Annotated in this window: 21 protein-coding genes and 1 pseudogene; 4 read left to right on the top strand and 18 right to left on the bottom strand. The window is 61.8% G+C overall.

Annotation, left to right across the window (positions count from 1 at the left end):
- Nucleotides 1-197: 197 nt before the first annotated feature.
- The 9 genes from dtd to hutC all read right to left on the bottom strand — a co-directional run bounded on the left by dtd (nt 198) and on the right by hutC (nt 10156).
- Nucleotides 198-635 (bottom strand): D-aminoacyl-tRNA deacylase, encoded by a 438-nt coding sequence (gene dtd, locus NPS58_RS21440; RefSeq protein WP_274117277.1) that lies wholly within the window; start codon nt 633-635, stop codon nt 198-200.
- Complete coding sequence (gene pip / locus NPS58_RS21435) at nt 632-1603, bottom strand: prolyl aminopeptidase (protein WP_274117276.1); 972 nt, start codon at nt 1601-1603, stop codon at nt 632-634. The genes dtd and pip overlap by 4 nt, the downstream gene beginning before the upstream one ends.
- Nucleotides 1604-1766: 163 nt before the next feature.
- Complete coding sequence (hutG, locus tag NPS58_RS21430; protein ID WP_274117275.1) at nt 1767-2561, bottom strand: N-formylglutamate deformylase; 795 nt, start codon at nt 2559-2561, stop codon at nt 1767-1769.
- A 14-nt stretch (nt 2562-2575) separates the two neighbouring features.
- Nucleotides 2576-3781, bottom strand: coding sequence for an imidazolonepropionase (gene hutI / locus NPS58_RS21425; RefSeq protein WP_274117274.1), 1206 nt, complete (start codon nt 3779-3781; stop codon nt 2576-2578).
- Nucleotides 3782-3796: 15 nt separating this feature from the next.
- On the bottom strand, nt 3797-5209 hold the full coding sequence (locus NPS58_RS21420; RefSeq protein ID WP_274117273.1) for an amino acid permease: 1413 nt from the start codon (nt 5207-5209) through the stop codon (nt 3797-3799).
- A gap of 89 nt (nt 5210-5298) precedes the next feature.
- On the bottom strand, nt 5299-6831 hold the full coding sequence (hutH, locus tag NPS58_RS21415) for a histidine ammonia-lyase (RefSeq protein ID WP_274117272.1): 1533 nt from the start codon (nt 6829-6831) through the stop codon (nt 5299-5301).
- A gap of 67 nt (nt 6832-6898) precedes the next feature.
- Nucleotides 6899-8578 (bottom strand): urocanate hydratase, encoded by a 1680-nt coding sequence (hutU, locus tag NPS58_RS21410; protein ID WP_264652324.1) that lies wholly within the window; start codon nt 8576-8578, stop codon nt 6899-6901.
- A gap of 298 nt (nt 8579-8876) precedes the next feature.
- The gene (locus NPS58_RS21405) at nt 8877-9449 is read right to left on the bottom strand and encodes a HutD/Ves family protein (protein ID WP_274117271.1); all 573 of its coding nucleotides are present in this window, start codon (nt 9447-9449) and stop codon (nt 8877-8879) included.
- The gene (hutC, locus tag NPS58_RS21400; RefSeq protein WP_274117587.1) at nt 9446-10156 is read right to left on the bottom strand and encodes a histidine utilization repressor; all 711 of its coding nucleotides are present in this window, start codon (nt 10154-10156) and stop codon (nt 9446-9448) included. The genes NPS58_RS21405 and hutC overlap by 4 nt, the downstream gene beginning before the upstream one ends.
- A 142-nt stretch (nt 10157-10298) precedes the next feature.
- On the opposite strand from hutC, the gene NPS58_RS21395 reads away from it, so the two are divergent.
- A complete protein-coding gene (locus NPS58_RS21395) occupies nt 10299-11663 on the top strand; it encodes a formimidoylglutamate deiminase (protein WP_274117270.1) in 1365 nt (454 codons plus the stop codon).
- Nucleotides 11664-11727: 64 nt separating this feature from the next.
- Here the strand turns inward: NPS58_RS21395 and NPS58_RS21390 are convergent, their stop codons facing one another.
- The 5 genes from NPS58_RS21390 to NPS58_RS21370 all read right to left on the bottom strand — a co-directional run bounded on the left by NPS58_RS21390 (nt 11728) and on the right by NPS58_RS21370 (nt 14172).
- Nucleotides 11728-12012, bottom strand: a complete 285-nt coding sequence (locus NPS58_RS21390) for a hypothetical protein (protein ID WP_274117269.1) — start codon at nt 12010-12012, stop codon at nt 11728-11730.
- Entirely contained in the window at nt 12009-12722 is a 714-nt protein-coding gene (locus tag NPS58_RS21385; RefSeq protein ID WP_274117268.1) for a DUF4225 domain-containing protein, read from the bottom strand. Before NPS58_RS21385 ends, NPS58_RS21390 begins: the two co-directional genes overlap by 4 nt.
- The gene (locus tag NPS58_RS21380) at nt 12719-13204 is read right to left on the bottom strand and encodes an Hcp family type VI secretion system effector (protein WP_274117267.1); all 486 of its coding nucleotides are present in this window, start codon (nt 13202-13204) and stop codon (nt 12719-12721) included. Before NPS58_RS21380 ends, NPS58_RS21385 begins: the two co-directional genes overlap by 4 nt.
- 141 nt (nt 13205-13345) lie before the next feature.
- Complete coding sequence (locus NPS58_RS21375; RefSeq protein WP_274117266.1) at nt 13346-13921, bottom strand: lipocalin family protein; 576 nt, start codon at nt 13919-13921, stop codon at nt 13346-13348.
- The gene (locus tag NPS58_RS21370) at nt 13918-14172 is read right to left on the bottom strand and encodes a hypothetical protein (protein WP_274117265.1); all 255 of its coding nucleotides are present in this window, start codon (nt 14170-14172) and stop codon (nt 13918-13920) included. The genes NPS58_RS21375 and NPS58_RS21370 overlap by 4 nt, the downstream gene beginning before the upstream one ends.
- A 234-nt stretch (nt 14173-14406) precedes the next feature.
- Here NPS58_RS21370 and NPS58_RS29685 point away from each other — a divergent pair.
- Nucleotides 14407-15444, top strand: a pseudogene (locus NPS58_RS29685) (HAMP domain-containing protein); the annotation flags it as partial.
- Between the two features lie 54 nt (nt 15445-15498).
- A complete protein-coding gene (locus tag NPS58_RS29680) occupies nt 15499-16299 on the top strand; it encodes a methyl-accepting chemotaxis protein (RefSeq protein ID WP_425313109.1) in 801 nt (266 codons plus the stop codon).
- Nucleotides 16300-16360: 61 nt separating this feature from the next.
- Here the strand turns inward: NPS58_RS29680 and NPS58_RS21360 are convergent, their stop codons facing one another.
- The 3 genes from NPS58_RS21360 to NPS58_RS21350 form a co-directional block, all read right to left on the bottom strand.
- On the bottom strand, nt 16361-16957 hold the full coding sequence (locus NPS58_RS21360) for a DUF924 family protein (RefSeq protein WP_274117263.1): 597 nt from the start codon (nt 16955-16957) through the stop codon (nt 16361-16363).
- 3 nt (nt 16958-16960) lie between these two features.
- Nucleotides 16961-17971 (bottom strand): class 1 fructose-bisphosphatase, encoded by a 1011-nt coding sequence (locus NPS58_RS21355; protein WP_274117262.1) that lies wholly within the window; start codon nt 17969-17971, stop codon nt 16961-16963.
- Between the two features lie 141 nt (nt 17972-18112).
- On the bottom strand, nt 18113-20563 hold the full coding sequence (locus NPS58_RS21350) for a glycogen/starch/alpha-glucan phosphorylase (RefSeq protein WP_274117261.1): 2451 nt from the start codon (nt 20561-20563) through the stop codon (nt 18113-18115).
- 199 nt (nt 20564-20762) lie between these two features.
- Between NPS58_RS21350 and NPS58_RS21345 the strand changes: the two genes are divergently transcribed.
- Complete coding sequence (locus NPS58_RS21345) at nt 20763-21170, top strand: YkgJ family cysteine cluster protein (RefSeq protein WP_274117260.1); 408 nt, start codon at nt 20763-20765, stop codon at nt 21168-21170.
- Between the two features lie 157 nt (nt 21171-21327).
- Here the strand turns inward: NPS58_RS21345 and ltrA are convergent, their stop codons facing one another.
- Nucleotides 21328-22749 carry a group II intron reverse transcriptase/maturase gene (gene ltrA, locus NPS58_RS21340; RefSeq protein WP_003253430.1) on the bottom strand — a complete coding sequence of 474 codons (1422 nt, stop codon included), beginning with the start codon at nt 22747-22749 and terminating at the stop codon, nt 21328-21330.
- Nucleotides 22750-23117 lie beyond the last annotated feature (368 nt).

Below are 23117 nucleotides of genomic sequence, written 5' to 3'. Positions count from 1 at the left end.
CACTGTTCGGACTCCGAAAGGGCGCAATGATTCCCCAAACGGTTCCAGACAGTCTCAAGTCAGAGTGAAACGAACCCACGAACGCAGGCCCACATAGCGCGCGATTATCCAGCAGGCTGCGTTACAACGCATCAGGCCAAACAAACTATTTCTGCCACAAAACCCCTTGTTTTCCTTCAAACAGCGGTTTTTTGCCATCAGATTTGTAACATAAATGTTACCGGGCCATCATTGACCAGATGGACTTGCATGTCTGCACCAAATTGGCCACTGGCAACCGTTTCATGTTTGAGCCTGGCCTGGGCCAGCAGGTAGTCGAACAACTCGGCCCCCAGTGCCGGTGGCGCGGCAGTCGAGAAGCTTGGCCGCAGCCCGCTCTGGGTATCGGCGGCCAGGGTGAACTGGGACACCAGCAGCAAGCCGCCGCCGATGTCCTTGAGCGACAGGTTCATCTTGCCCTGCGGATCGCTGAACACCCGGTAGTTGAGCAGCTTGTGCAAGAGCTTGTCGGCATGGGCCGGGGTGTCGTCGGGCTCGACCGCCACCAGTACCAACAGGCCCTGGTCGATTGCCCCGACGGTTTGCCCTTCTACATCGACCCGCGCGCCATGCACGCGTTGCAGCAGCCCCTTCATGCTTCTTCCAAGGGCAGGTCCAGCAGACGCCGGGCCATCTGGTCGGCGGCGCGCACCAGGGCATCGGTGATACCCGGTTCGGACGCGGCATGGCCGGCGTCGCGAATCACCTTGAGTTCGCTGTTCGGCCAGGCCTGGTGCAGCTCCCAGGCGTTGTCCAGGGGGCAGATCACGTCGTAGCGGCCATGCACGATCACCGCCGGCAGGTGGGCGATCTTCGGCATGTCGCGGATCAGTTGGTCCGGTTCGAGGAAGGCATTGTTGGTGAAGTAATGGCACTCGATGCGGGCGATCGACAGGGCGCGTTGCGGCTCCGAGAAGCGATCGACCACCAGCGGATTGGGCCGCAGGGTGGCGGTGCGGCCTTCCCAGGTGGACCAGGCCTTGGCGGCGTGCATCTGGGCGATCTGGTCGTTGCCGGTCAGGCGCTTGTGGAAGGCCTTGACCAGGTCATCGCGCTCTTCGGCCGGAATCGGTGCAATGTAGTCCTGCCAGTAGTCCGGGAACAGGCGGCTGGCGCCCTCCTGGTAGAACCACTCGATCTCCTGCGCACGGCACAGGAAGATACCGCGCAGGATCAACCCGTGTACGCGTTCGGGGTGCGTCTGGGCGTAGGCCAGGGCCAGGGTCGAACCCCAGGAGCCACCGAACAGTACCCACTTGTCGATCCCCAGGTGCTTGCGGATGCGCTCGATGTCTTCGACCAGGTGCCAGGTGGTGTTGTTTTCCAGGCTGGCGTGGGGGGTCGAACGACCACAGCCACGCTGATCGAAGGTGATGATCCGGTACAGGTTGGGATCGAAGTAGCAGCGGCTCTGGGCATCGCAACCTGCGCCCGGACCACCGTGGATGAACAGCACCGGCAGACCTTCCGGCGAACCGCTCTCGTCGACATACAGCACATGCGGTGCTTCCACGGCCAGATCGTGCCGGGCGTAGGGTTTGATCTGCGGGTACAAGGTCTGCATTACGCACTCCGTGTGGGAATTATTCTGCCGTTGGGCATCATAAACCCGAATTGCGCTTTGAGCATCATCGCGGCGGCAGGAGCGGCCGCGCGATGTCTCGACTTGGCCCGCGATGCGATGTATCGATGAGATCGCAATCGCGGGGCAAGCCCGCGCCTGCACGCTACCGCGTCTTACCCCACTCGAGCAGGGTCTCCAGCAACTGCTTCAACACCACCTGGGTCGGTCGAGCCAGGTCCTCGCGGTACCTGAACGGCTCGACCTCTTCCATATAGGTGCTCTGCGCCAGCTCCAGCTGCACCGCATGGATGTTGTTGGCCGGGTCGCCATAGTGACGCGTGATATGCCCACCCTTGAAGCGACCATTGAGCACATGACTGTAGCGCTCGGCCCTGGCGCAAACCGCTTGCAGGCGCTCGGCCAACTGCGGGTCGCAACTGGCGCCGTTGAAGGTTCCCAGGTTGAAGTCCGGCAGTTTGCCGTCGAACAGGTGCGGGATATGCGAGCGGATCGAGTGGGCATCCCACAGCAGCGCATAGCCGAACTGCTCGCGCAGGCGGCCCAGCTCACGGCGCAGGGTGTCGTGGTACGGGCGCCAGATACCTTCCAGGTACTCGGCCCGCTCCTCGGCCGACGGCTCCTTGCCAGCCTCGAACAAAGGCTCGCCCTCGAACAAGGTGGCCGGGTACAGCCCGGTGGTGGCACCGGCGTACAGGGGTTTGTCGTCGTCCGGACGGTTCAGGTCGATGACAAAGCGCGAGTACTCGGCCGCCACCACACTGGCGCCCAGCTCACGGGCAAAATCGTACAACTGCGGAATGTGCCAGTCAGTGTCGGGCAGGCTTTGCGCCTGCGCCACCAGCCCGGCCTTTACCACAGGAGTCAGGCGCAGACCGGCATGGGGCATGCTGATCAGCAGCGGCAGGTTGCCTTGGTGAAAACTCAGTACCTTGTCCATAGGCCCTCCTTTATTCAGTTGAAAATTTCATGGCCCAGGCGCACTACTCGCTTGGGCAGGTCGCCGCCCAGCCAATACGAAAGGTCTGCCGGGCGCTCGATCTGCCAGGCCACGAAGTCTGCCACCTTGCCGACTTCCAGCGAACCATGGCTGTGACCCAGGCCCAGGGCCGTGGCGGCGTGCAGGGTAACACCGGCCAGGGCTTCTTCCGGGGTCATGCGAAACAGGGTGCAGGCCATGTTGAGCATCAAGCGCAACGACAGTCCCGGCGAAGTGCCCGGGTTGAGATCGCTCGCGATGGCGATCTTCACCCCGTGCTTGCGCAAGGCCTCCATGGGTGGCAGCTGGGTTTCGCGCAGGAAGTAAAAGGCACCCGGCAGCAACACCGCCACCGTGCCCGCCGCGGCCATGGCGATGGCATCGTCTTCGGTCATGAACTCCAGGTGATCTGCCGACAGCGCCTGATAACGCGCCGCCAGGCTGGAGCCGGCCAGTGACGACAGTTGCTCGGCATGCAGCTTGACCGGCAACTTCAGCTCATGGGCCTTGATGAACACCCGCTCGACCTGGGCCGGGGAAAAGGCCAGGTACTCGCAGAACGCATCCACGGCATCGACCAGCCCATCGGCAGCCAGGGCCGGGAGCATCTCGTCGCAGATATGCGTGATGTAGTCGTCGGCGCGATCCTTGTACTCAGGCGGCAAGGCATGGGCGGCCAGGCAGGTGCTGCGCACGGTGACCGGCAGCTCATCGCCGAGGCGGCGAGCCACCTTGAGCATCTTGCGCTCGTTGGCCAGGTCCAGGCCGTAGCCGGACTTCACCTCGAGGGTGGTCACGCCATCGCGCAACAGCGCCTGCACCCGCTGGCGGGCACTGGCGAACAACTCATCTTCGCTGGCCGCGCGGGTAGCCCGCACGGTGCTGGCGATGCCGCCGCCCTGGGCGGCGATGTCGGCGTAGCTCACGCCTTGCAGGCGCTGCTCGAACTCGCCGCTGCGATTGCCGCCGAACACCGCGTGAGTGTGGCAGTCGATCAGCCCCGGCGTGACCCAGGCGCCGCCCAGGTCCACGGTTCTGTCAGCGGTGATGGCCGGTAGCGACTGGCGCGGACCGATCCACTCGATGTGACCGGCGCTGGTGACCATCGCCGCGTCCTCGATGATCGAGTAGCTGCCTTGGGCCATGCTTGCCACATGGCAGTGCTGCCAGAGGGTTTTCATGGAATGTCTCCGTCGTTAGCGGTGAGATTGAGAAGGATCCTGGGCCAGCGGCAGTTCGCCTTTGTCTGCACGCGGCTTGCACCACAGCAGGTAGGAAGCGACCAGGAACAGCACCCAGACCACACCCACCAGCAGCGCTGCCTGAGTATCGGGGAAGTAGCCGAGAACGCCGAACACGAACAGCATGAAGGCAATGGCCGCGGCCGGCCCGTAGGGCCAGAACGGCACTGGGAACTTGAGCTGGGCTACTTCTTCACGGCTCATGCTGCGGCGCATGGCAACCTGGGTCACCAGGATCATCAGCCAGACCCAGACAGTAGCAAAGGTGGCGATCGAGGCAATCAGCAGGAACACGTTTTCCGGGATCAGGTAGTTGAGCACCACACCGCCGAGCAAGGCGGCGCCCATGACCATCACGGTCATCCACGGCACGCCGTGGCGGGAGATCTTGGCGAAGCCCTTGGGGGCATGGCCTTGCTGGGCCAGGCCGTACATCATCCGGCCGGCGCCGAAAATGTCGCTGTTGATGGCCGATACCGCTGCCGAGATCACCACGATGTTCAGCACGGTCGCCGCCGAGCCAATCCCAAGGTTGCTGAAGATCTGCACGAACGGGCTGCCCTGGCTGCCAATCTGCGGCCATGGGTACAGGCACATCAGCACGAACAGGGTGAGGATATAGAACAGCAGGATGCGCAGCGGCACGGCGTTGATCGCCTTGGGTATGACCCGCTGCGGGTCCTTGGCTTCACCGGCGGTGATACCGATGATCTCGATGCCGCCGAAAGCGAACATCACCACGGCAAATGAGGCGATCAGGCCGCCGATGCCGTTGGGCATGAAACCGCCGTGCTCGAACAGGTTGCTGATGCCCACCGCGTTACCGGCATCGGCATTGCTCAGCCCGAACGCCATGATGCCGAAGCCGGCCAGGATCATTGCAACGATGGCGCCGACCTTGAGCAAGGACAGCCAGAACTCCATCTCGCCAAACACTTTGACGTTGCACAGGTTCAGCCCGCCGATCAGGAAGACAATGCCCAGCACCCAGATCCAGCGGGCCACCTCCGGAAACCAGAAGCCCATATAGATGCCGAACGCCGTGACGTCGGCCAGGCAGACAATGATCATTTCAAAAGCATAGGTCCAACCCAGGATGAACCCGGACATCGGCCCAAGGTAAGTGTTGGCGTACTGGCCGAACGAGCCGGACACCGGGTTGTGCACGGCCATTTCACCCAGCGCGCGCATTACCATGAAAACTGCGGCACCACCAATCAGGTAGGCCAGCAGCACTGCCGGGCCAGCCATCTGAATGGCCGAGGCAGAGCCGTAGAACAGACCGGTACCGATCGCCGAGCCCAATGCCATGAAGCGAATATGACGCGCGTTCAGTCCGCGCGTGAGTCCTTGTGCTTGAGTGTGCATTTCGCGTCCTGTTTTTGTTGTAGGCGAAAAGCGGCACGGACCATGAAGGTCCGTGCGGCAGGTGGCTGGCGCAATGGCCAGCCCGGGGATCACAGGCTAGGCAGCACCTTGGCCGGTAGCAGACCGGTCAGGTGACCTTCGGCCAGCAGGGCGATGGCCGCCTCGATGTCCGGTGCGAAGAAGCGATCTTTCTCGTAGTAGGCGACCTTGCTGCGCAGGGTCTGGCGGGCTTGCTCCAGCTTCGGCGAGGTCTTCAGGCCTTCGCGCAGGTCCAGGCCCTGGCAGGCCGCGAGCCATTCCACGGCCAGAATGCCGCGCACGTTGTCGCTCATTTCCCACAGGCGCTTGCCGGCAGCCGGCGCCATCGACACGTGGTCTTCCTGGTTGGCCGAGGTCGGCAGGCTGTCGACACTGTGCGGGTGGGCCAGGGCCTTGTTCTCGCTGGCCAGTGCAGCGGCGGTCACCTGGGCAATCATGAAGCCCGAGTTGACGCCACCGTTGGCCACCAGGAACGGCGGCAGCTGGGACATGTGCTTGTCCATCATCAGCGAGATGCGACGTTCGCTGAGCGAGCCGATCTCGGCAATGGCCAGGGCCATATTGTCGGCCGCCATGGCCACGGGCTCGGCGTGGAAGTTGCCGCCGGAGATCACGTCTCCTTCCTTGGCGAATACCAGCGGGTTGTCGGAAACGGCGTTGGCCTCGACCACCAGTACGTCGGCAGCCTGGCGGAACTGGGTCAGGCACGCGCCCATGACTTGTGGCTGGCAGCGCAGGGAGTAAGGGTCCTGCACCTTGCCGCAGTTCTGGTGCGAAGCAGACACTTCGCTGCCGTCACCGAGCAGGTCGCGATAGCAGGCGGCGGCGTCGATCTGGCCACGCTGGCCACGGGCATCGTGGATACGTGCATCGAACGGCGAGCGCGAACCCAACACCGCCTCAACGGTCAGGGCGCCAACCGACATGGCGGCGGCGAACAGGTCTTCACCTTCGAACAGGCCGCGCAGGGCAAAGGCCGTGGATGCCTGGGTGCCGTTGAGCAGGGCCAGACCTTCCTTGGCTGCCAGGGTAAGCGGCTCGAGGCCGGCTACCGCCAGGGCTTCGGTAGCTGGCAGCCACTGGCCATTGTGACGGGCCTTGCCTTCGCCGAGCAGTACCAGCGACATATGCGCCAGTGGCGCCAGGTCGCCGGACGCCCCCACCGAACCTTTTAGCGGGATGTGAGGGTAAACCTCGGCATTGATCAGGGCGATCAGCGCATCGATCACCTTGCGGCGGATGCCGGAAAAACCACGGCTCAGGCTGTTGACCTTGAGCACCATGATCAGGCGCACCAGGGCGTCATCGATTGGCGCGCCGACGCCGGCGGCGTGGGACAGCACCAGCGAGCGCTGCAGGTTTTCCAGGTCGTGGCTGGCGATGCGGGTCGAGGCCAGCAGGCCGAAACCGGTGTTGATGCCGTAGGCGGTGCGGTTTTCCGCCAGGATCTGCTCGACACAAGCGACGCTGGCGTCGATCTGCTGATCGGCGCTGGCATCCAGCTTGAGGGTTACCGGCTGCTTGTAGATCGCACGCAGCTGAGCCAGGGTCAGGGTGCCGGGCTTCAGGGTCAATTCAGTCACGTTAATGCTCCGTACTCGTGAGGCGTATTCGCCTGCATAGATATCAGTATCAACCAATTGGCGAAGATCAGCCTGTGATCATCGGCAGGTTCAAGCCTTGTTCCTTGGCGCAGTCGATGGCGATCTGGTAGCCGGCATCGGCGTGACGCATGACACCGGTGGCCGGGTCGTTGTGCAGTACGCGAGCAATACGCTCGGCCGCTTCATCGGTACCGTCGCAGACGATCACCATGCCCGAGTGTTGGGAGAAGCCCATGCCCACGCCGCCACCGTGGTGCAGCGAGACCCAGGTCGCGCCACTGGCGGTGTTGAGCAGGGCGTTGAGCAGCGGCCAGTCGGAGACGGCGTCGGAGCCATCCTGCATGGATTCGGTTTCACGGTTGGGGCTCGAAACGGAGCCCGAGTCCAGGTGGTCGCGGCCGATGACGATAGGCGCCGATAGCTCGCCGCTACGGACCATTTCGTTGAACGCCAGGCCCAGCTTGGCGCGCAAGCCCAGGCCAACCCAGCAGATACGTGCCGGCAGGCCCTGGAAGCTGATGCGCTCGCGCGCCATGTCCAGCCAGTTGTGCAGGTGGGCGTCGTCGGCGATCAATTCCTTGACCTTGGCGTCGGTCTTGTAGATGTCTTCAGCGTTGCCCGACAGCGCCGCCCAACGGAACGGACCGATACCGCGGCAGAACAGCGGACGGATGTAGGCCGGTACGAAGCCTGGGAAATCGAAGGCATTGCTCACGCCCTCTTCCTTGGCCATCTGGCGGATGTTGTTGCCATAGTCGAAGGTCGGGATGCCCTGCTTCTGGAAGTCGAGCATGGCTTGCACGTGGACGGCCATCGATTGCTTGGCGGCCTTGACCACGGCAGCCGGGTCGGTCTGGGCGCGGTCGCGGTACTGCTCCCAGGTCCAGCCGGCAGGCAGGTAGCCGTTGAGCGGGTCGTGGGCGCTGGTCTGGTCGGTGACCATGTCGGGGCGTACGCCACGCTTGACCAGCTCAGGCAGGATCTCGGCAGCGTTGCCCAGCAGGGCGATGGAGATGGCCTTGCCTTCGGCGGTGTACTTGGCGATGCGTGCCAGGGCGTCGTCCAGATCCTTGGCCTGCTCGTCGACATAACGGCTGCTCAGGCGGAAGTCGATGCGGCTCTGCTGGCACTCGATGTTCAGCGAGCAGGCACCGGCCAGGGTTGCTGCCAGGGGCTGGGCACCGCCCATGCCGCCCAGGCCTGCGGTCAGGACCCACTTGCCCTTGAGGCTGCCGTTGTAGTGCTGGCGACCGGCTTCGACGAAGGTTTCGTAGGTGCCCTGGACGATGCCCTGGCTACCGATGTAGATCCAGCTGCCAGCGGTCATCTGGCCGTACATGGCCAGGCCCTTGGCATCCAGTTCGTTGAAGTGTTCCCAGTTGGCCCAGTGCGGCACCAGGTTGGAGTTGGCGATCAGCACGCGCGGGGCATTGCTGTGGGTCTTGAATACGCCGACCGGCTTACCCGACTGCACCAGCAGGGTTTCGTCGTCGTTCAGGTTGGTGAGGCTCTCGACAATCTTGTCGTAGCACTCCCAGTTGCGCGCGGCGCGGCCAATACCGCCGTACACCACCAACTCCTTGGGGTTCTCTGCCACTTCCGGGTCGAGGTTGTTCATCAGCATGCGCAACGGTGCTTCAGTCAGCCAGCTTTTGGCGGTGAGCTTGTTGCCGCGGGCTGCGCGGATTTCGACGTCACGGAATTTTTTGAAATTGTTGTCAGTCACGGAAATGGCTCCTAAGCGATCGGTCCAAACCAACCCAGGCATTGGGTGTGTCATGGCACTTATACAAACACATATTTACTTGTATGTACAAGCATAGGCAATTGAAATGCCAACTTCCCGATTCCCCCCTTCGCCTGGCCGGAACACAGGCGCCAAGGCCCTGGAGCGCTTGGGCCAGGTCTGGAATATTTTTTTCAAGGGGGGTTTTTCAGGAGAAGAAGCCGACCAGTGGCGTTGCACCACATCGGGGCAATCGGTAACAGCCCCACCCACACGCGTGGCCGAGGCTGTTACGGTTTCAGCGTGAAGACAGCTCGATCAGGCAGCAGCGACCTTGTATGTTCAAGGTCTGCAGGCTGACGCCAGCGTCAAGTTGCAGGCAGTCGTAGCGGCCCAAAAGGTGCTCACCCTGCCCGGCCACGGCGACCTCAACCTGGGAGGAGGCAGCAAACAGCAATAGGGTCGAGGCCGAGCTGAATACCCGTTGGGTGCCGTCGAGCCACTGCAGGCGGGCCTGGTAACGTTCGGGGGCATAGATCAGGTTGAAGTCACGGATCGAGGTACCGAGCAAGGTGCAACTGACCTGGCTCTCACCCCTGAAGGCAAAGGCATCGAATGGCAACAGCGGCCGTGTGGGCTGGCCATCGACCAGCAGGCGCATACCCTCGCCTTCGAGCACGGTGATGATCCGCTGGTACCCGGCGAAGCTGGAAAAGCCACCCGACTCGGCGATATCGGCAATCGATAGGCGCCAACCGAAGCCGTCCAGGCCAACGCCGGCATCGCGGGTGATTTCTTCGGTGCTGCCGCCGCCGTTCTTCCATGGCATGCGGGGGTAGTCTTTGGCGCGTAAAACCTGCAACTGGCTCATTTGCTGAAGCGTCCTTCCAGACGGTGACGGGAACCGGGGTGAATCAGGCGAGCAGCCGTGACCGGCACACGGCCCGACCAGGTACGGCGGCGAATCAACAGGCAAGGCTCGCTCTGCTCGATTTGCAGCAGGCGGCATTCCTCCGGCTCGGCCAGAATCGCCTCGACCACATGCTCGCCCTCGGTCAGTGGCGCGACCTGGGACAAGTAGGCGTAGGGCGTTTGCCGGGTGAAGTCCTGCTTGAGGTAATCGGGGGCGACCGCCGCATTGACGAAGCGGTCTTCGATCTGCACGGCAATGCCGTTTTCGTAATGCACGATCAGGGAATGGAACACCCGCTGACCTTCGCGCATGTCCAGGGCCAGGGCGCGTTCGGAACCGGCGGCTTCCTCCGCCAGGACCACCACCTTGCAGCTGTGCTCATGGCCACGGGCCGCGATCTCGTCGGCAATGTTGTTGACCTCGAACAGCGCCGAGCGGGTCTTGGGCTCGGCCACGAAGGTCCCCACCCCCTGCATGCGCACCAACAAGCCTTCGGCGGTCAGTTCACGCAGGGCGCGATTGATGGTCATGCGACTGAAACCCAGCTGGGTGACCAGCTCGCTCTCCGACGGCACTCGATGGTGCGGCGGCCAGCTGCCATTCTGGATCTGTTGGGCAATCATCTGTTTGACCCGGGCATATAGCGGCGCCGGACCCTCGCCCATCTGGGCAACCAGCGCGGAGACAGGAGGTGTCGGCACGGAAGATATCCTTGTTCGGTTGAATGAACGGTAGCTTGCCGGAGTTTACCCAGCAGGCAAACGTCTGTATATGTATATACAAATAATCACAATGAGGTGTGGGTCGATGTCCGTCTTCTTTGCCGAGCGCGCTTTGCTGCCTACGGGCTGGGCCGAAAACGTCCGAATCGAGGTCGGTACCGACGGTCTGTTGGTACATATCCAGCCCGGCGGCTCGGCCGAAGGCGCCGAGCGCCTGGCCGGCCCGCTGTTGCCGGGCATGCCCAACCTGCATTCCCATGCCTTCCAGCGCGCCATGGCCGGGCTCGCCGAAGTGGCCGGCAACCCCAATGACAGCTTCTGGACCTGGCGCGACCTGATGTACCGCCTGGTCGGCAAGATCAGCCCCGAGCAATTGCAGGTGATTGCCCGCCAGCTGTACATCGAGATGCTCAAGGCCGGCTACACCTCGGTCGCCGAATTCCACTACGTTCACCATGACACCCAGGGTCAAGCGTATGCCGACCCTGCCGAGTTGTCGCGGCGCATCAGCCAGGCCGCCAGCGCCAGCGGTATCGGCCTGACCCTGCTGCCGGTGCTTTACAGTCACTCGGGCTTTGGCGGCCAGGCGCCGAACGAGGGCCAGCGGCGCTTTATCAACAGCACCGAGCGCTACCTGGAACTGCAGGCACAACTGGCGCCGCTGCTGGCCAAGCAGCCGGCACAACAGCTGGGCCTGTGCTTCCACTCCCTGCGCGCCGTGACCCCGGAGCAGATTGCCCAGGTGCTGGCGGCCAGCGACAAGGCTTGCCCGGTGCACATCCACATTGCCGAACAACAGAAGGAAGTCAACGACTGCCTGGGCTGGAGCGGGCGCCGGCCGTTGCAGTGGCTGTTCGAGAACGCCGAAGTCGATCAGCGCTGGTGCCTGGTCCACGCTACCCATGCCGAACCGGACGAAGTACAACTGATGGCCCGCAGTGGCGCCGTTGCCGGCCTGTGCCTGACCACCGAGGCCAACCTGGGTGACGGGATCTTCCCCGCGGTGGACTACCTGGCCCAGGGCGGCCGCCTGGGTATCGGCTCGGATAGCCATGTATCGCTGAGCGTCGTCGAAGAGCTGCGCTGGCTCGAATACGGCCAGCGCCTGCGCGACCAGCGGCGCAATCGCCTGCATCGCAGTGACCAGCCGATGGTGGGGCGCACCTTGTATGACGCCGCCTTGAGCGGCGGCGCCCAGGCGCTGGGACAACCGATTGGCGAACTGGCCGTGGGCAAGCGCGCCGACTGGCTGGTGCTCGATGGCAACGACCCGTACCTGGCTACCGCAAGTGACGACGGCATCCTCAACCGCTGGTTGTTTGCCGGCGGCGATCGCCAGGTGCGGGATGTAATGGTCAACGGCAACTGGGTTGTGCGCCAGGGGCGCCATGCCGATGAAGAAGAAAGTGCCCGGGCGTTTGCCGGGGTGTTGCGTACGTTGCTGGGGTAAGCAAATCGCGGGGCAAGCCCGCTCCTAGCGGTGTAGGAGCGGGCTTGCCCCGCGATGGGCCATCCTAGCGTCTCGTTCTAGTTGGAAATAAAGCCGCTTGCACAAGTGCACCAATCAGCGCCGGCCAAAGAACAAGTGGATAATCATCGACCCAACTGGAAACATCGCCAACAAACAAGAGATACTCTCTCGATACAAGCCCAATGTGGATCGACCCTACAAAACCATTGAACAAATAGCAGAACAAGAGCTTTGGATAAGTTATATTTGGGCCAGAAAAAAAGACCTTAAACAAGTAACCAAGCCAAAGCCCCAATGCAAGAAAAGCCAAATATAGCAGCAGTGTCATCTCGCCAGCTCTTCTCGTATTTGCACGATGCTTTCTATATTCGTCACTGCCTCCACAGCAAGCGACAAACCACCCGCACGCTGATAAGAGCGAACATAGTCAGAGGGAAGATAATAATACAGGCGCCAAGCCTCCGGTTTTATAATCATTCTAAACAGACCGTAGCTTGAAAATCCTAAATCCATAGACGCGTACGCAATATTTCCTTCGGACCTTGAACCCCCTAATGCTTTTGAAATTCGTTGGTAGCCCTTTCTGACTGGACCCTCGACATCGGAACGCCCCTCTAAAACTTTCCGGCCGTTTTCATAGATATTATTTGCACCATGAGCCATGAGGGGAACACCTGCCACAGCACAAAGCGTTCCCACTGAGGCGTAGCAAATACCCGCCCCCGTACCGACCTGCGCCACCCCGGCAACTATCCCTATTCCTTTCCTGCCTATTTCAACGGTCTTAGTCGCCAGCCTGCGCAATATCTGATTGAGTTCGGAAAGCCCCTGCTCAGGCGCTTTTTTACCCAGCGCGACATCATCCACCACCCGCTTGGCATAGTAGGCAAACTCCCGATTGAACTGCATCCGCTGCTTGCCATCGGAGAACAGCCGTGCACTCGATGTGCACGCCTGTTTTGTCAAACGGGCTGCAGCCTCACTGACATCCCAATACGCATTGCTGTCCAGACGATAAGGCGATGGCCGGCCGCTCATTCGTCATCGCCCCAGAAGCTGAAACCACTGGTCCCCGCAAGGTGATGGGTCCAGGTAATACTGCGATAGCGAATGGAAAGCTGCTCTTGCGGCTCGGCCTCATTCTGCAAGATCGCATGGGGCATATCGAGTGTCAGATCAGCGATCTGACCGCCCTCAAGTTCGATGGTATAGAACTTCTCTTGCGTACCGTATGAAGAAGTACGGTAAAAATCGATAACGCAACTAATTACCTCCCGACTGGCCAGAGCTTGCGCCAAGAGCGGTGAGGACTTGTCGATATTTTTGGTCATTACGACAGGACTGTGCGTGGCATGTTTGATATTGCCAATATTTGCCATGCCGTGATTCAGGGCCAACACCATTATTTCGTCAACATGGCCGGCCTGGCATTTATTGCCAATGGAATTCTGACTTGAACAACCGGCCGAGATAAGGCCTTGCGCATTACCGGTGATAGTTAAGTAACCGTGACTGGCCATAAGCAGTACTCCCTGTGATCAGAGCACGCAGCCTAGTTGGTGGGTTCTAGAGAGTATGTAGGGGGTTTCTGAAAATTGTTACAGTTCGCGGGGCAAGCCCGCTCCTAGCGGTGTAGGAGCGAGCTTGCCCCGCGATGGGCCTCAAGGCTTGTGCAAAGCCATGTCCCGATCCGACACTCGCCAGATCAGGCGGTTGGTGTCATACCCCTGCTGGCGCGCCTTGGCCAGCAAGCTCTCACGCTCCACTGCCGGAATCACCGGCTTGCGCGACAGAATCCACAGGTACTTTCGATCCGGGTTGCCGACCAGTGCGGTCTGGTAGTCATCACCGATGTAGAGCACCCAATAATCACCCTTGATGCCACCGGGCAGCAGCTTCGAGAACCAGTTGTCGAAGCTCACCCAGAGTTTGTCGGTCCTGCCTGGCACCTGCGGTGTAGCCGTGCCGCTGGCTTCCTGCCATTCGCCTTGCAGGGTCATGCAGCGGTTGAGAACGCCCATCGTACCGTCAGGCTTGAGGTTGTAGTGCGCCTCGGACTGGGCGCAATCGCGCTGGAAGTACATCGGCAGGCGCGCCAGCTCAAACCATTTGCCCTGATAGCGCTTGAGGTCGACCTTTTCGACCGTCTTGGGCGGCACCGGGCCGGTTCCCGAGTTGGCACAGCCACCCAGGATCAAGCCGGCGCACAAGGCCAGTAGCAGGTGTAGCCGTTTCATTTGAGTCCCTGCCCGGAATACATCAGCACCTTGTCGGCGGCGTACTGCACGCTGATGAAGGTTTTCTCGTCACCCCAGGTGCAGCTGGACATGCCCAATGCACTGGAGCACTCCTTGGGAGCACCAAGCAACTGCTCGACTTCGGCCTTCGCCATACCGGCTTTGATCTTTGAATAGTTTTCCTGATTGATCTTGTTGCACGCAGTCAGAAACACGCACAAGGACAGCAGGGCGAGGGAACGCAACGACATGAAGGGTCACTCCTGGACATGAGGGTGCAGGCGCGATGGCCTACCGACAGCTTAGAAGGGAAAAACCCAGTCTGGTTCCCGGCCTGACGCGCTTTCCTGGCGTCAAATCCCTGCCTTTGGTCGTATAGACCTGCATCGGCCTAATCTTTTGCCCACAGCGGACGACACAGGAAGGCGCTGCGACGTATTGCCGCGCCCTCCCCGTTGACCCGCCTTGTGCAGACAGACCTCGCAATGACAAAAAACCTGAAGTTCAGCCACAAGATTCTGCTCGCCGCCGCCCTGGTGGTCGCTGTCGCCTTCACCTGCTTCATCCTGTTCAACGACTACCGCCAGCGCCAGACCCTGCTCGCCAATACCCAGGCGTCGATGCAGGAACTGGGTAGCCTGACCAGCAGCAACATCCAGACCTGGCTGCAAAGCCGCATACAGATCCTGCAGTCGCTGTCCCAGCAAGTGGCCGTCGATGGTGCCAGCAAAGACAGCCTGACCCGCAGCCTCAACCTGCCGGTGTACGGCAACAACTTTCTGCTCACCTATTTCGGCGGCCAGGACGGCTACATGCAATCGGTGCCGCTGGGCAACCGCGCCGCCGACTACGACCCGCGCGTACGTGGCTGGTACAAGGCCGCCAGCAGTGCCGGCCAGACCATCGTCACCGAACCGTACATCTCGGCCTCGGCGAACAAGCTGGTGATCACCCTGGCCACGCCGGTGCAGCACCAGGGCCGGCTGATCGGCGTCAATGGTGCGGACACCAACCTGGACAGCATCAGCACGATCATCAACGCCCTGAACTTCGACGGTCACGGCCAGGCGTTCATCGTCAACGGCGAGGGCAAGATCCTGGTGCACCCTGATGCGAAGCTGGTGCTCAAAACCCTCAGCGAAGCCTACCCCCGCAACACGCCTCGGGTCGACGGCGGGCTCAAGGAAACCGAACGCGACGGGCACGCCCAGTTCATCACCTTCACCAAGGTCGGCGGTGTGCCCTCGGCCGACTGGTACGTGGCCCTGGAGCTCGACCAGGACTTCGCGTTCGCCATGCTCAGCGAACTGCGTACCACAGCCATCGTCGCAACTGTAATCGCCGTGCTGATCATCATCGCCCTGCTGGGCGTTCTGATTCGGGTATTGATGGAGCCGCTGCACGTGATGGGCCGGGCCATGCACGATATCGCCGAAGGCGAAGGTGACCTCACCCGCCGCCTGGTCATTCACGGCCACGATGAGTTCGGCAGCCTCGGCCAATCGTTCAACCGCTTCGTCGAGCGCATCCACGAGTCGATCCGGGAAGTCGCCTCTGCCAGCGGCCAGGTCAACGAAGTGGCCCTGCGAGTGGTGAGCGCCTCCAACGCGTCGATCCTCAACGCCGACCAGCAATCGAGCCGCACCAGTAGCGTGGCTGCGGCCATCAACGAGCTCGGCGCCGCGGCCCAGGAAATCGCCCAGAACGCCGCCCTCGCCTCCCAGCACTCCAGCGAAGCGCGCAACCTGGCCGCCGATGGCCAGCAGGTGGTCGAGCAGACCATCGAGGTGATGAACCAGCTGTCAGCGAAGATCAGCGATTCGTGCGGCAATATCGAAACCCTGAACGCCAACACGGTGAACATCGGCCAGATCCTCGAGGTGATCAGTGGCATATCCCAGCAGACCAACCTGCTGGCGCTCAACGCCGCCATCGAAGCGGCTCGCGCCGGTGAAGCCGGCCGCGGCTTTGCCGTGGTTGCCGATGAGGTCCGCAACCTGGCCCACCGCACCCAGGATTCGGCGCAACAGGTGCAGCGCATCATCGAGGAGCTGCAAGCCGGCGCCCGTGTTGCGGTCAGCACCATGACCGAAAGCCAGAGCCACAGCGAACACAGTGTGGGAATCGCCAACCAGGCCGGTGCGCGGCTGGGCAGCGTGACCCAGCGTATCGGCGAGATCGACGGCATGAACCAGTCGGTGGCCACGGCCACCGAAGAGCAGACAGCCGTGGTCGAGTCGATCAATGTCGACATCACCGAGATCAATACGCTGAATCAGGAAGGGGTGGAAAACCTGCAAGCGACATTGCGTGCCTGCAATGACCTGGAACATCAGGTCGAGCGGTTGAAGCATCTGGTGGGGAGTTTCAGGATCTGAAAATGATCGCGGGGCATGCCCGCCCCCGTAGGAGCGAGCTTGCCCCGCGATTCAATTCAGCTCAAAACCGAGAACCCGGCTCCAGCAAGAAATCCATCTCTTCATCGGTACTCGGCCGATTCAGAATCAGGTTGCGGTGCGGGAACCGGCCAAACCGGGCAATCACCCGCTGGTGTTGTTCGGCATAATCGAGGAAACCCTCGAACAAGCGCCGGTCACTGTCGGGCTGGGCATCGAGCAACAAGCGATAGCGCTCGATGCTGACGTTCTGCCAGTCCAGTACTTCGGCATGCTCCAGCACCAGCAGGACGAACACCCGCTGGATCGGCAGCAGCTGATAATCCCAGGCCTTGTCCAGGCCCTGCATCACCAGCACCTGGGCACGCCGGTCGCCATCGAAGGCGCGCGGCGTGTCGCGGTAGATCATGCGCGGCAGTTGGTCGAGCAGCAGGACCAGGCCAAGCCAGCCCTGCGGGCTCTGTAGCCATTCTTCCAGGCCACCGGCCAGGGCTTGCTCGACCAGGTCGCCGAAGCGCTCTTGCGCCTCGGCGTCGTGGTGCTTGCCAAACCACAGCGTACTCTTCTCGTCAGCGACGTCCTGGGGGCTGGTGCCCCATCCGAACCACCACTCCAGCAACGGCTGCCAAGGTGCGAGCATGACTTACTCCTGGTGATAACCGGTAACGCGCTCGACTTCCTGCTTGGAGCCGAGGAACACCGCCACACGCTGGTGCAGGCTCTCGGGCTGGATGTCGAGAATGCGCTGTTTGCCGTCGGTGGAAGCACCGCCGGCCTGTTCGATGATAAAGGACATCGGGTTGGCTTCGTACATCAGGCGCAGCTTGCCAGGCTTGGAAGGCTCGCGGGCATCGCGCGGGTACATGAACAGGCCGCCGCGGGTCAGGATGCGATGCACGTCGGCAACCATCGAGGCGATCCAGCGCATGTTGTAGTTCTTTTTCAGCGGGCCGGTCTCACCTTCCAGCAGCTCGCCGACGTAGCGCTTGACCGGGGCTTCCCAGTGACGCTGGTTGGACATGTTGATGGCGAACTCGGCGGTGGTTTCCGGCACCTTGATGTTCTCGTGGGTCAACACGAAGCTACCCAGCTCGCGGTCCAGGGTGAAGCCCTTGACGCCGTTGCCCAGGGTCAGGATCAGCATGGTTTGCGGGCCGTAGATCGCGTAGCCGGCGGCAACCTGCTTGGTGCCTGGCTGCAGGAAGGCCTGCTCGTTCAGGCTTTCGTTCTGGCTCAGGTACTCGTTAGGGCAACGCAGTACCGAGAAGATGGTGCCGACCGACACGTTGACGTCGATGTTCGACGAACCGTCCAGTGGGTCGAATACCAGCAGGTAGGCGCCTTTCGGGTATTTGCCCGGGATCTGGTAGGCGTTGTCCATTTCTTCGGACGCCATGCCGGCCAGGTGACCGCCCCACTCGTTGGCTTCGAGCAGGATGTCGTTGGAAATCACGTCCAGTTTCTTCTGGACTTCGCCCTGCACGTTTTCGGTGCCCATGCTGCCCAGAACGCCACCCAGGGCGCCCTTGGAGACGTTATGGCTGATTTCCTTGCACGCACGCGCCACCACTTCGATCAGGAAGCGCAGATCGGCAGGGGTACTGTTGCTGCGGGTCTGCTCAATCAAATAGCGACTCAGGGTAACGCGGGACATGTAAGGCTCCGAAGAATGGGGTAATAAAAACCCACGCAGTTTACAGGGAGAGTGAAGCGCTAGCGAGCAGTGAGACACGCTTGCCCGATCAGACGGCACATCGGCCCGAGAGTTCATCGCTCCCGGGCCGCTGTCTGCAGCTTAGTCCAGGGCCCTCCAGATCTGCGTCGCGTACTCGCGAATGGTCCGGTCGGAGGAGAACCAGCCCATGCGCGCGGTGTTGAGCACCGCGGTGCGCCACCACTGCTTGGGATCGCGCCAGAGCGCTTCGACGCGCAGTTGCGCCTCCCAGTAGGCATCGAAATCGGCACACACCAGAAAGCGATCATAGGCCACCAGCGAGTCCACCAGCCCCACGTAGCGGGCCGGGTCGTCGGGCGAGAACACCCCGCCACGAATGGCCTGCAGCACATCGTTGAGCCGATGGGAGGCACCGATCGCCGCGCTGGCGCCAAAGTCGCCACTGCGTTTGCGCGCCTCGACCTGCTGGGCACTCAAGCCGAAGATGAACATGTTCTCGGCCCCGACCTCGTCGCACATCTCCACGTTGGCACCATCGAGGGTGCCGATGGTCAGCGCGCCGTTGAGGCCGAACTTCATGTTGCTGGTGCCCGACGCCTCGTAGCCGGCAGTGGAGATCTGCTCGGAAAGGTCGGCGGCGGGGATGATGCTTTCGGCCAGGCTCACGTTGTAGTTGGGCAGGAACACCACCTTGAGCAGGCCGCGCACGGTCGGGTCGTTGTTCACCACCCGGGCTATGTCGTTGCTCAGCTTGATGATCAGCTTGGCCTGGTGATAACTGGCCGCTGCCTTGCCGGCGAAGATCTTCACCCTTGGCACCCAGCCCATGCCCGGCTCGGCCCGGATCGCCTGGTAGAGGGCCACGGTATGCAGCAGGTTGAGCAACTGGCGCTTGTACTCGTGGATGCGCTTGACCTGCACATCGAACATGGCCTCGGGGTTGACGGTGGTGCCCAGTCGCTCCTGGATCAGGCTGGCCAGGGCGCGCTTGCTGTGCAGGCGCTGGGCCGCGAACTGTTTGCAGAAGGCCGGCTTGTCGGCAAACGACTCCAGCGCCCTGAGCCGCCCTTGCGGGTCGTCCAGCACCTCGGGGCCCAGCGCCTCGACCAGCATGGAGGTAAGTTCCGGGTTGGCCTGGAACAACCAGCGGCGAAAGGTGATGCCGTTGGTCTTGTTGTTGATTCGCTCGGGGTACAGCTTGTGCAGCTCGGCGAACACGGTGCTGCGCATCAGCTTGGTGTGCAGCGCCGACACCCCGTTGACACTGTGCGAGCCGAGGAATGCCAGGTTGCCCATGCGAACCCGCCGGCCGTTGTCTTCCTCGATCAACGACACCGCCCGCAGCACGTCGAAATCATGAATGCCCTTGGCGCGCAGGGCATCGATATGAAAGGCGTTGATCAGGTAGATGATCTGCATGTGCCGCGGCAGCATGCGTTCCATCAGCCCCACCGGCCAGGTTTCCAGCGCTTCGGGCAGCAGGGTGTGATTGGTATAGGCCAGGGTATCGACGGTCAGTTGCCAGGCGGTGTCCCAGGGAATTTCGTGCTGGTCGACCAGCAGACGCATCAGCTCGGCCACAGCAATCGAGGGGTGCGTGTCGTTGAGCTGGATCGCTGCCGACTCGTGCAGGTTGAGCAGGCTGTCGTGCATGTTCAGGTGACGGCGCAGCAGGTCCTGTAGCGAGGCGCAGACAAAAAAGTACTCCTGGCGCAGGCGCAGCTCCTGGCCGGCCTCGGTGCTGTCGGCCGGGTACAGCACCCGCGAGATGCTTTCGGCACGCGCCACTTCGGCTACCGCGCCGAGATGGTCGCCGGCGTTGAAGCGCTCAAGGTGCAGTTCCTCCAGGGCCCGGGCCCGCCACAGACGCAAGGTATTGACGCTGGAGCCGCGCCAACCGACCACGGGCGTGTCGTAGGCCACCGCCCGCACGGTTTCCGCAGGCCACCAGACCTGACGCTGCTGGCCGTTGGCGTCGTGCACGGTCTCCACGCTGCCGCCGAAGCTGATCGGGTAGATCACCTCGGCCCGCTCGAACTCCCAGGGGTTGCCGAAGTCCAGCCAGTTCTCGGTCTGCTCTTGCTGCCAGCCATCGACCACCGCCTGGCGAAACAGGCCATGTTCGTAGCGAATGCCATAGCCGTGGGCAGCGATGCCCAGGGTCGACATGCTTTCCATGAAGCACGCCGCCAACCTGCCCAGGCCGCCATTGCCCAGTGCCGCATCGGGCTCCAGCAGGCGGATCCGCTCAAGGTCCACATCCAGCCCGTTCAGGGCCTCGCGGGCGATGTCCAGCAGGCCCAGGTTGCTCAGGCTGTCGTAGAGCAGGCGGCCGATCAGAAACTCGAGGGACAGGTAGTACACCCGCTTCTGGCTCTTGCGGTAGATCTGCCGGGTGTGGTCCATCCAGTGGTCGACCATGTGATCGCGGGCCGCCAGGGCGATGGCCTCGAACCAGTCGTGCTCGAAAGCGTGCTCCGGGTCCTTGCCGACGGCGTAGGTCAATTTATCCAGTACAGCGGTGCGAAACGCGGCCACCTCTGCGTCACGTGCGAGTGGTTCCTGAGACATGCGATGTCCTCGGGCAAGTTGACGAATGCGGATGGAGAGTGTTCAGCCTAGACCCTTCGACACAGAGCGAAAGCGCAGGTTCTGGAGTTTAGGTGCAAAAGCCGGCCCTCAATGACTGGAACCGGCAAATGGTTGTTCACATTTTGATCAACTCCGGTATGATCGCGCGCCCACCCGAACATCAAAAAACCTGAACCTGATGAAACCGACCCTGATTGCCGCCGCCGAAGTCGACCGCCTGGATACCTGGCAAAGGTATGCCAGCCATATGTGCGGTGGCTGCAACTCCACCTGCTGCCAATTGCCGGTGGAAGTGAAACTCAAAGACCTGATCCGCATTGGCGTCGTGGATGACTTCGAGCTAGGCGAGCCGCCGAAGACCATTGCCAAGCGCCTGCAAAAGGAAGGGATCATCGATCGCTTCAACCAGAAGTCGGGCATTTTCACCCTGGCGCAGATGAGCAACGACGACTGCCTGTACCTGGATCGCAAGAGCCGCCTGTGCACCATTTATGACAAGCGCCCCGATACCTGCCGCAATCACCCCCGGGTAGGCCCGCGGCCGGGCTACTGCGCGTATATCCCCAAGCCTGCAGCCCGCCGCTGAAAGCATCGCTGGCCGGCCTGCGCGCATGATCGCGTGGAAGCTGGCTTGCCAGCGATGAAGCCAACCCCGCTTCATATCCCGCACAAATCGAGTAGGAGGCGGATTCACACCCGCCGTCCTCTCACACCACCGTGCGTACGGTTCCGTACACGGCGGTTCAGGTTACGCGGCTAAGCCGGTTAATCGTATCCAGTATCGAGACCAGCCCGAGCCGGTCCCACAGTTTCTTTGGCAGCGCGTAGTTCATATGTTGCGCTCCCGAATTCCACCATGGACCTCGGCCATTGAAGGCTGACTTGTTGGCACGCTCCTCGCTCAACCCCAGGCGCATCAAGTTTCTCAGCCTCGTGGGAGGCTGCTTCCATTGACGCCAGATGACGCAGCGGAGTTTGTGCCTGACCCAACCATCCAGTTCCTCAAGCGGCCGCTTGCTCTGGCTGAGCTTGAAGTAGCTAGCCCAGCCTCTCAGGACGGGGTTGATCCGCTCGATGACAGTCGCCATTTTGCGAGCCCGTACGCTGCGCAGCAGCATTCTGAGCCGGTCGCGTAAGCGGTCTAGGCTCATCCTTGCCACGCGCAGCCTTGGCTGCTGGTGCCAGCTTATCCCATAGCCTAGGTAGTCGCACTTCCACGCCCTTGCCACTTGGCTTTTCTTCCTGTTCACCGTCAGCTTCAGACGTTCTCTCAGGAAGCGCTCGACGCTGACCAACACCCGTTCGCCGGCCCGGGGACTGCGTACATAGATGTTCGCATCATCGGCATAACGTACGAAGCGATGGCCCCGTCGCTCCAGCTCGCGGTCGAGTTCGTCGAGCAGGATGTTCGACAGCAACGGCGAAAGCGGGCCGCCTTGCGGCGTCCCCTCCTGCCGTGGGCTGACGACACCGCCCGACATGATCCCGGCTTCAAGGTAGCGGCGGATAAGCCTGAGTACGCACTTGTCTTTGATCCGACGTTCGATGCAGGCCATGAGGATGTCGTGATTGACCCGATCGAAAAACTTCTCCAGATCGAGTTCCACGCACCAGCGGTGTCCCGCTGTCACATGAGCACGAGCCATCTCGATGGCTTGATGCGTACTTCTGCCCGGACGAAAACCATAGCTGTAGTCCGAGAACAGTGGGTCGAAGATAGGTGTGAGCTGCTGCTGCAGTGCTTGCTGGATCAGGCGATCCACGACGCTGGGGATTCCCAGTTGCCGTGTGCCGCCCTGCGGCTTGGGAATTTCAACCGCTCGCACTGCTTGGGGCTGGTATTCACCGGCCAGTAACCTGGCCTTGAGGGTTGGCCAATACTGTCTCACGTAGCCCGCCAAGTCAGCAACCGTCATGCCATCGGCACCCGGTGCTCCCTTGTTGCTGACCACGCGTTGATACGCACGTCTGAGGTTGGCCGGTGCAAGCACCCGCTCCATCAGCGTGTCCGGCTCCGCGTTCGTCCACGTCACGGACGCCGTCGATACCTTTGCACTGTCAGGCGTCACCCTCGGCTTCTGGCCGGAGCTCGGGATGACAGTTTCCGCTGTGGGAAATTTCTGCATTACGGTTACCAACGAGACGGCGACGCCTACTGGCGGCATAACCTGTTCGGCCCTTGGTGGCGCGGTTAACCGCCACTTACTACGGCTTCGGCTGACTTCTGCACGCTCATCCCGTCGCCTTTCGACGCGCGGTAGCACAATGGCAAACGTACAGATCTCCCAGGGTAATTCGCGCGACCTTCCTGCTTATGCCTGTCGGATCTACGTCACAGCGTTCCGTGCAAGTATTGGGCTTTGGCGATTTGTGCCACCTCACCCCGCTGTGCCGCCTCTATCCGCTTCCTGTTCGTCAGGCCAGCATTTTGCCTCGGGCTTCCTTCAGATTCGCGGTCACCCGCGACACCCTTGCCTCCGGCTAACACTTCCCCTTGCCGGGTGTGTAGAGGACTTTCACCTCCAAGTCACCC

This window comes from Pseudomonas putida (assembly GCF_028682455.1).
Taxonomy (GTDB): Bacteria; Pseudomonadota; Gammaproteobacteria; order Pseudomonadales; family Pseudomonadaceae; genus Aquipseudomonas; species Aquipseudomonas putida_AA.
Note: the sequence above shows the minus strand (reverse complement) of the source record. Positions and strands in the feature narration are given on the sequence as shown.

What these genes read in the sequence shown, in the direction of transcription:
- dtd (WP_274117277.1), bottom strand. Translation starts at nt 635, where the DNA reads ATGAAGGGGCTGCTGCAACGCGTGCATGGCGCGCGGGTCGATGTAGAA.
- pip (WP_274117276.1), bottom strand. Translation starts at nt 1,603, where the DNA reads ATGCAGACCTTGTACCCGCAGATCAAACCCTACGCCCGGCACGATCTG.
- hutG (WP_274117275.1), bottom strand. Translation starts at nt 2,561, where the DNA reads ATGGACAAGGTACTGAGTTTTCACCAAGGCAACCTGCCGCTGCTGATC.
- hutI (WP_274117274.1), bottom strand. Translation starts at nt 3,781, where the DNA reads ATGAAAACCCTCTGGCAGCACTGCCATGTGGCAAGCATGGCCCAAGGC.
- NPS58_RS21420 (WP_274117273.1), bottom strand. Translation starts at nt 5,209, where the DNA reads ATGCACACTCAAGCACAAGGACTCACGCGCGGACTGAACGCGCGTCAT.
- NPS58_RS21405 (WP_274117271.1), bottom strand. Translation starts at nt 9,449, where the DNA reads ATGAGCCAGTTGCAGGTTTTACGCGCCAAAGACTACCCCCGCATGCCA.
- hutC (WP_274117587.1), bottom strand. Translation starts at nt 10,156, where the DNA reads ATGGGCGAGGGTCCGGCGCCGCTATATGCCCGGGTCAAACAGATGATT.
- NPS58_RS21395 (WP_274117270.1), top strand. Translation starts at nt 10,299, where the DNA reads ATGTCCGTCTTCTTTGCCGAGCGCGCTTTGCTGCCTACGGGCTGGGCC.
- NPS58_RS21390 (WP_274117269.1), bottom strand. Translation starts at nt 12,012, where the DNA reads ATGACACTGCTGCTATATTTGGCTTTTCTTGCATTGGGGCTTTGGCTT.
- NPS58_RS21385 (WP_274117268.1), bottom strand. Translation starts at nt 12,722, where the DNA reads ATGAGCGGCCGGCCATCGCCTTATCGTCTGGACAGCAATGCGTATTGG.
- NPS58_RS21380 (WP_274117267.1), bottom strand. Translation starts at nt 13,204, where the DNA reads ATGGCCAGTCACGGTTACTTAACTATCACCGGTAATGCGCAAGGCCTT.
- NPS58_RS21375 (WP_274117266.1), bottom strand. Translation starts at nt 13,921, where the DNA reads ATGAAACGGCTACACCTGCTACTGGCCTTGTGCGCCGGCTTGATCCTG.
- NPS58_RS21370 (WP_274117265.1), bottom strand. Translation starts at nt 14,172, where the DNA reads ATGTCGTTGCGTTCCCTCGCCCTGCTGTCCTTGTGCGTGTTTCTGACT.
- NPS58_RS21360 (WP_274117263.1), bottom strand. Translation starts at nt 16,957, where the DNA reads ATGCTCGCACCTTGGCAGCCGTTGCTGGAGTGGTGGTTCGGATGGGGC.
- NPS58_RS21355 (WP_274117262.1), bottom strand. Translation starts at nt 17,971, where the DNA reads ATGTCCCGCGTTACCCTGAGTCGCTATTTGATTGAGCAGACCCGCAGC.
- NPS58_RS21350 (WP_274117261.1), bottom strand. Translation starts at nt 20,563, where the DNA reads ATGTCTCAGGAACCACTCGCACGTGACGCAGAGGTGGCCGCGTTTCGC.
- NPS58_RS21345 (WP_274117260.1), top strand. Translation starts at nt 20,763, where the DNA reads ATGAAACCGACCCTGATTGCCGCCGCCGAAGTCGACCGCCTGGATACC.
- ltrA (WP_003253430.1), bottom strand. Translation starts at nt 22,749, where the DNA reads ATGCCGCCAGTAGGCGTCGCCGTCTCGTTGGTAACCGTAATGCAGAAA.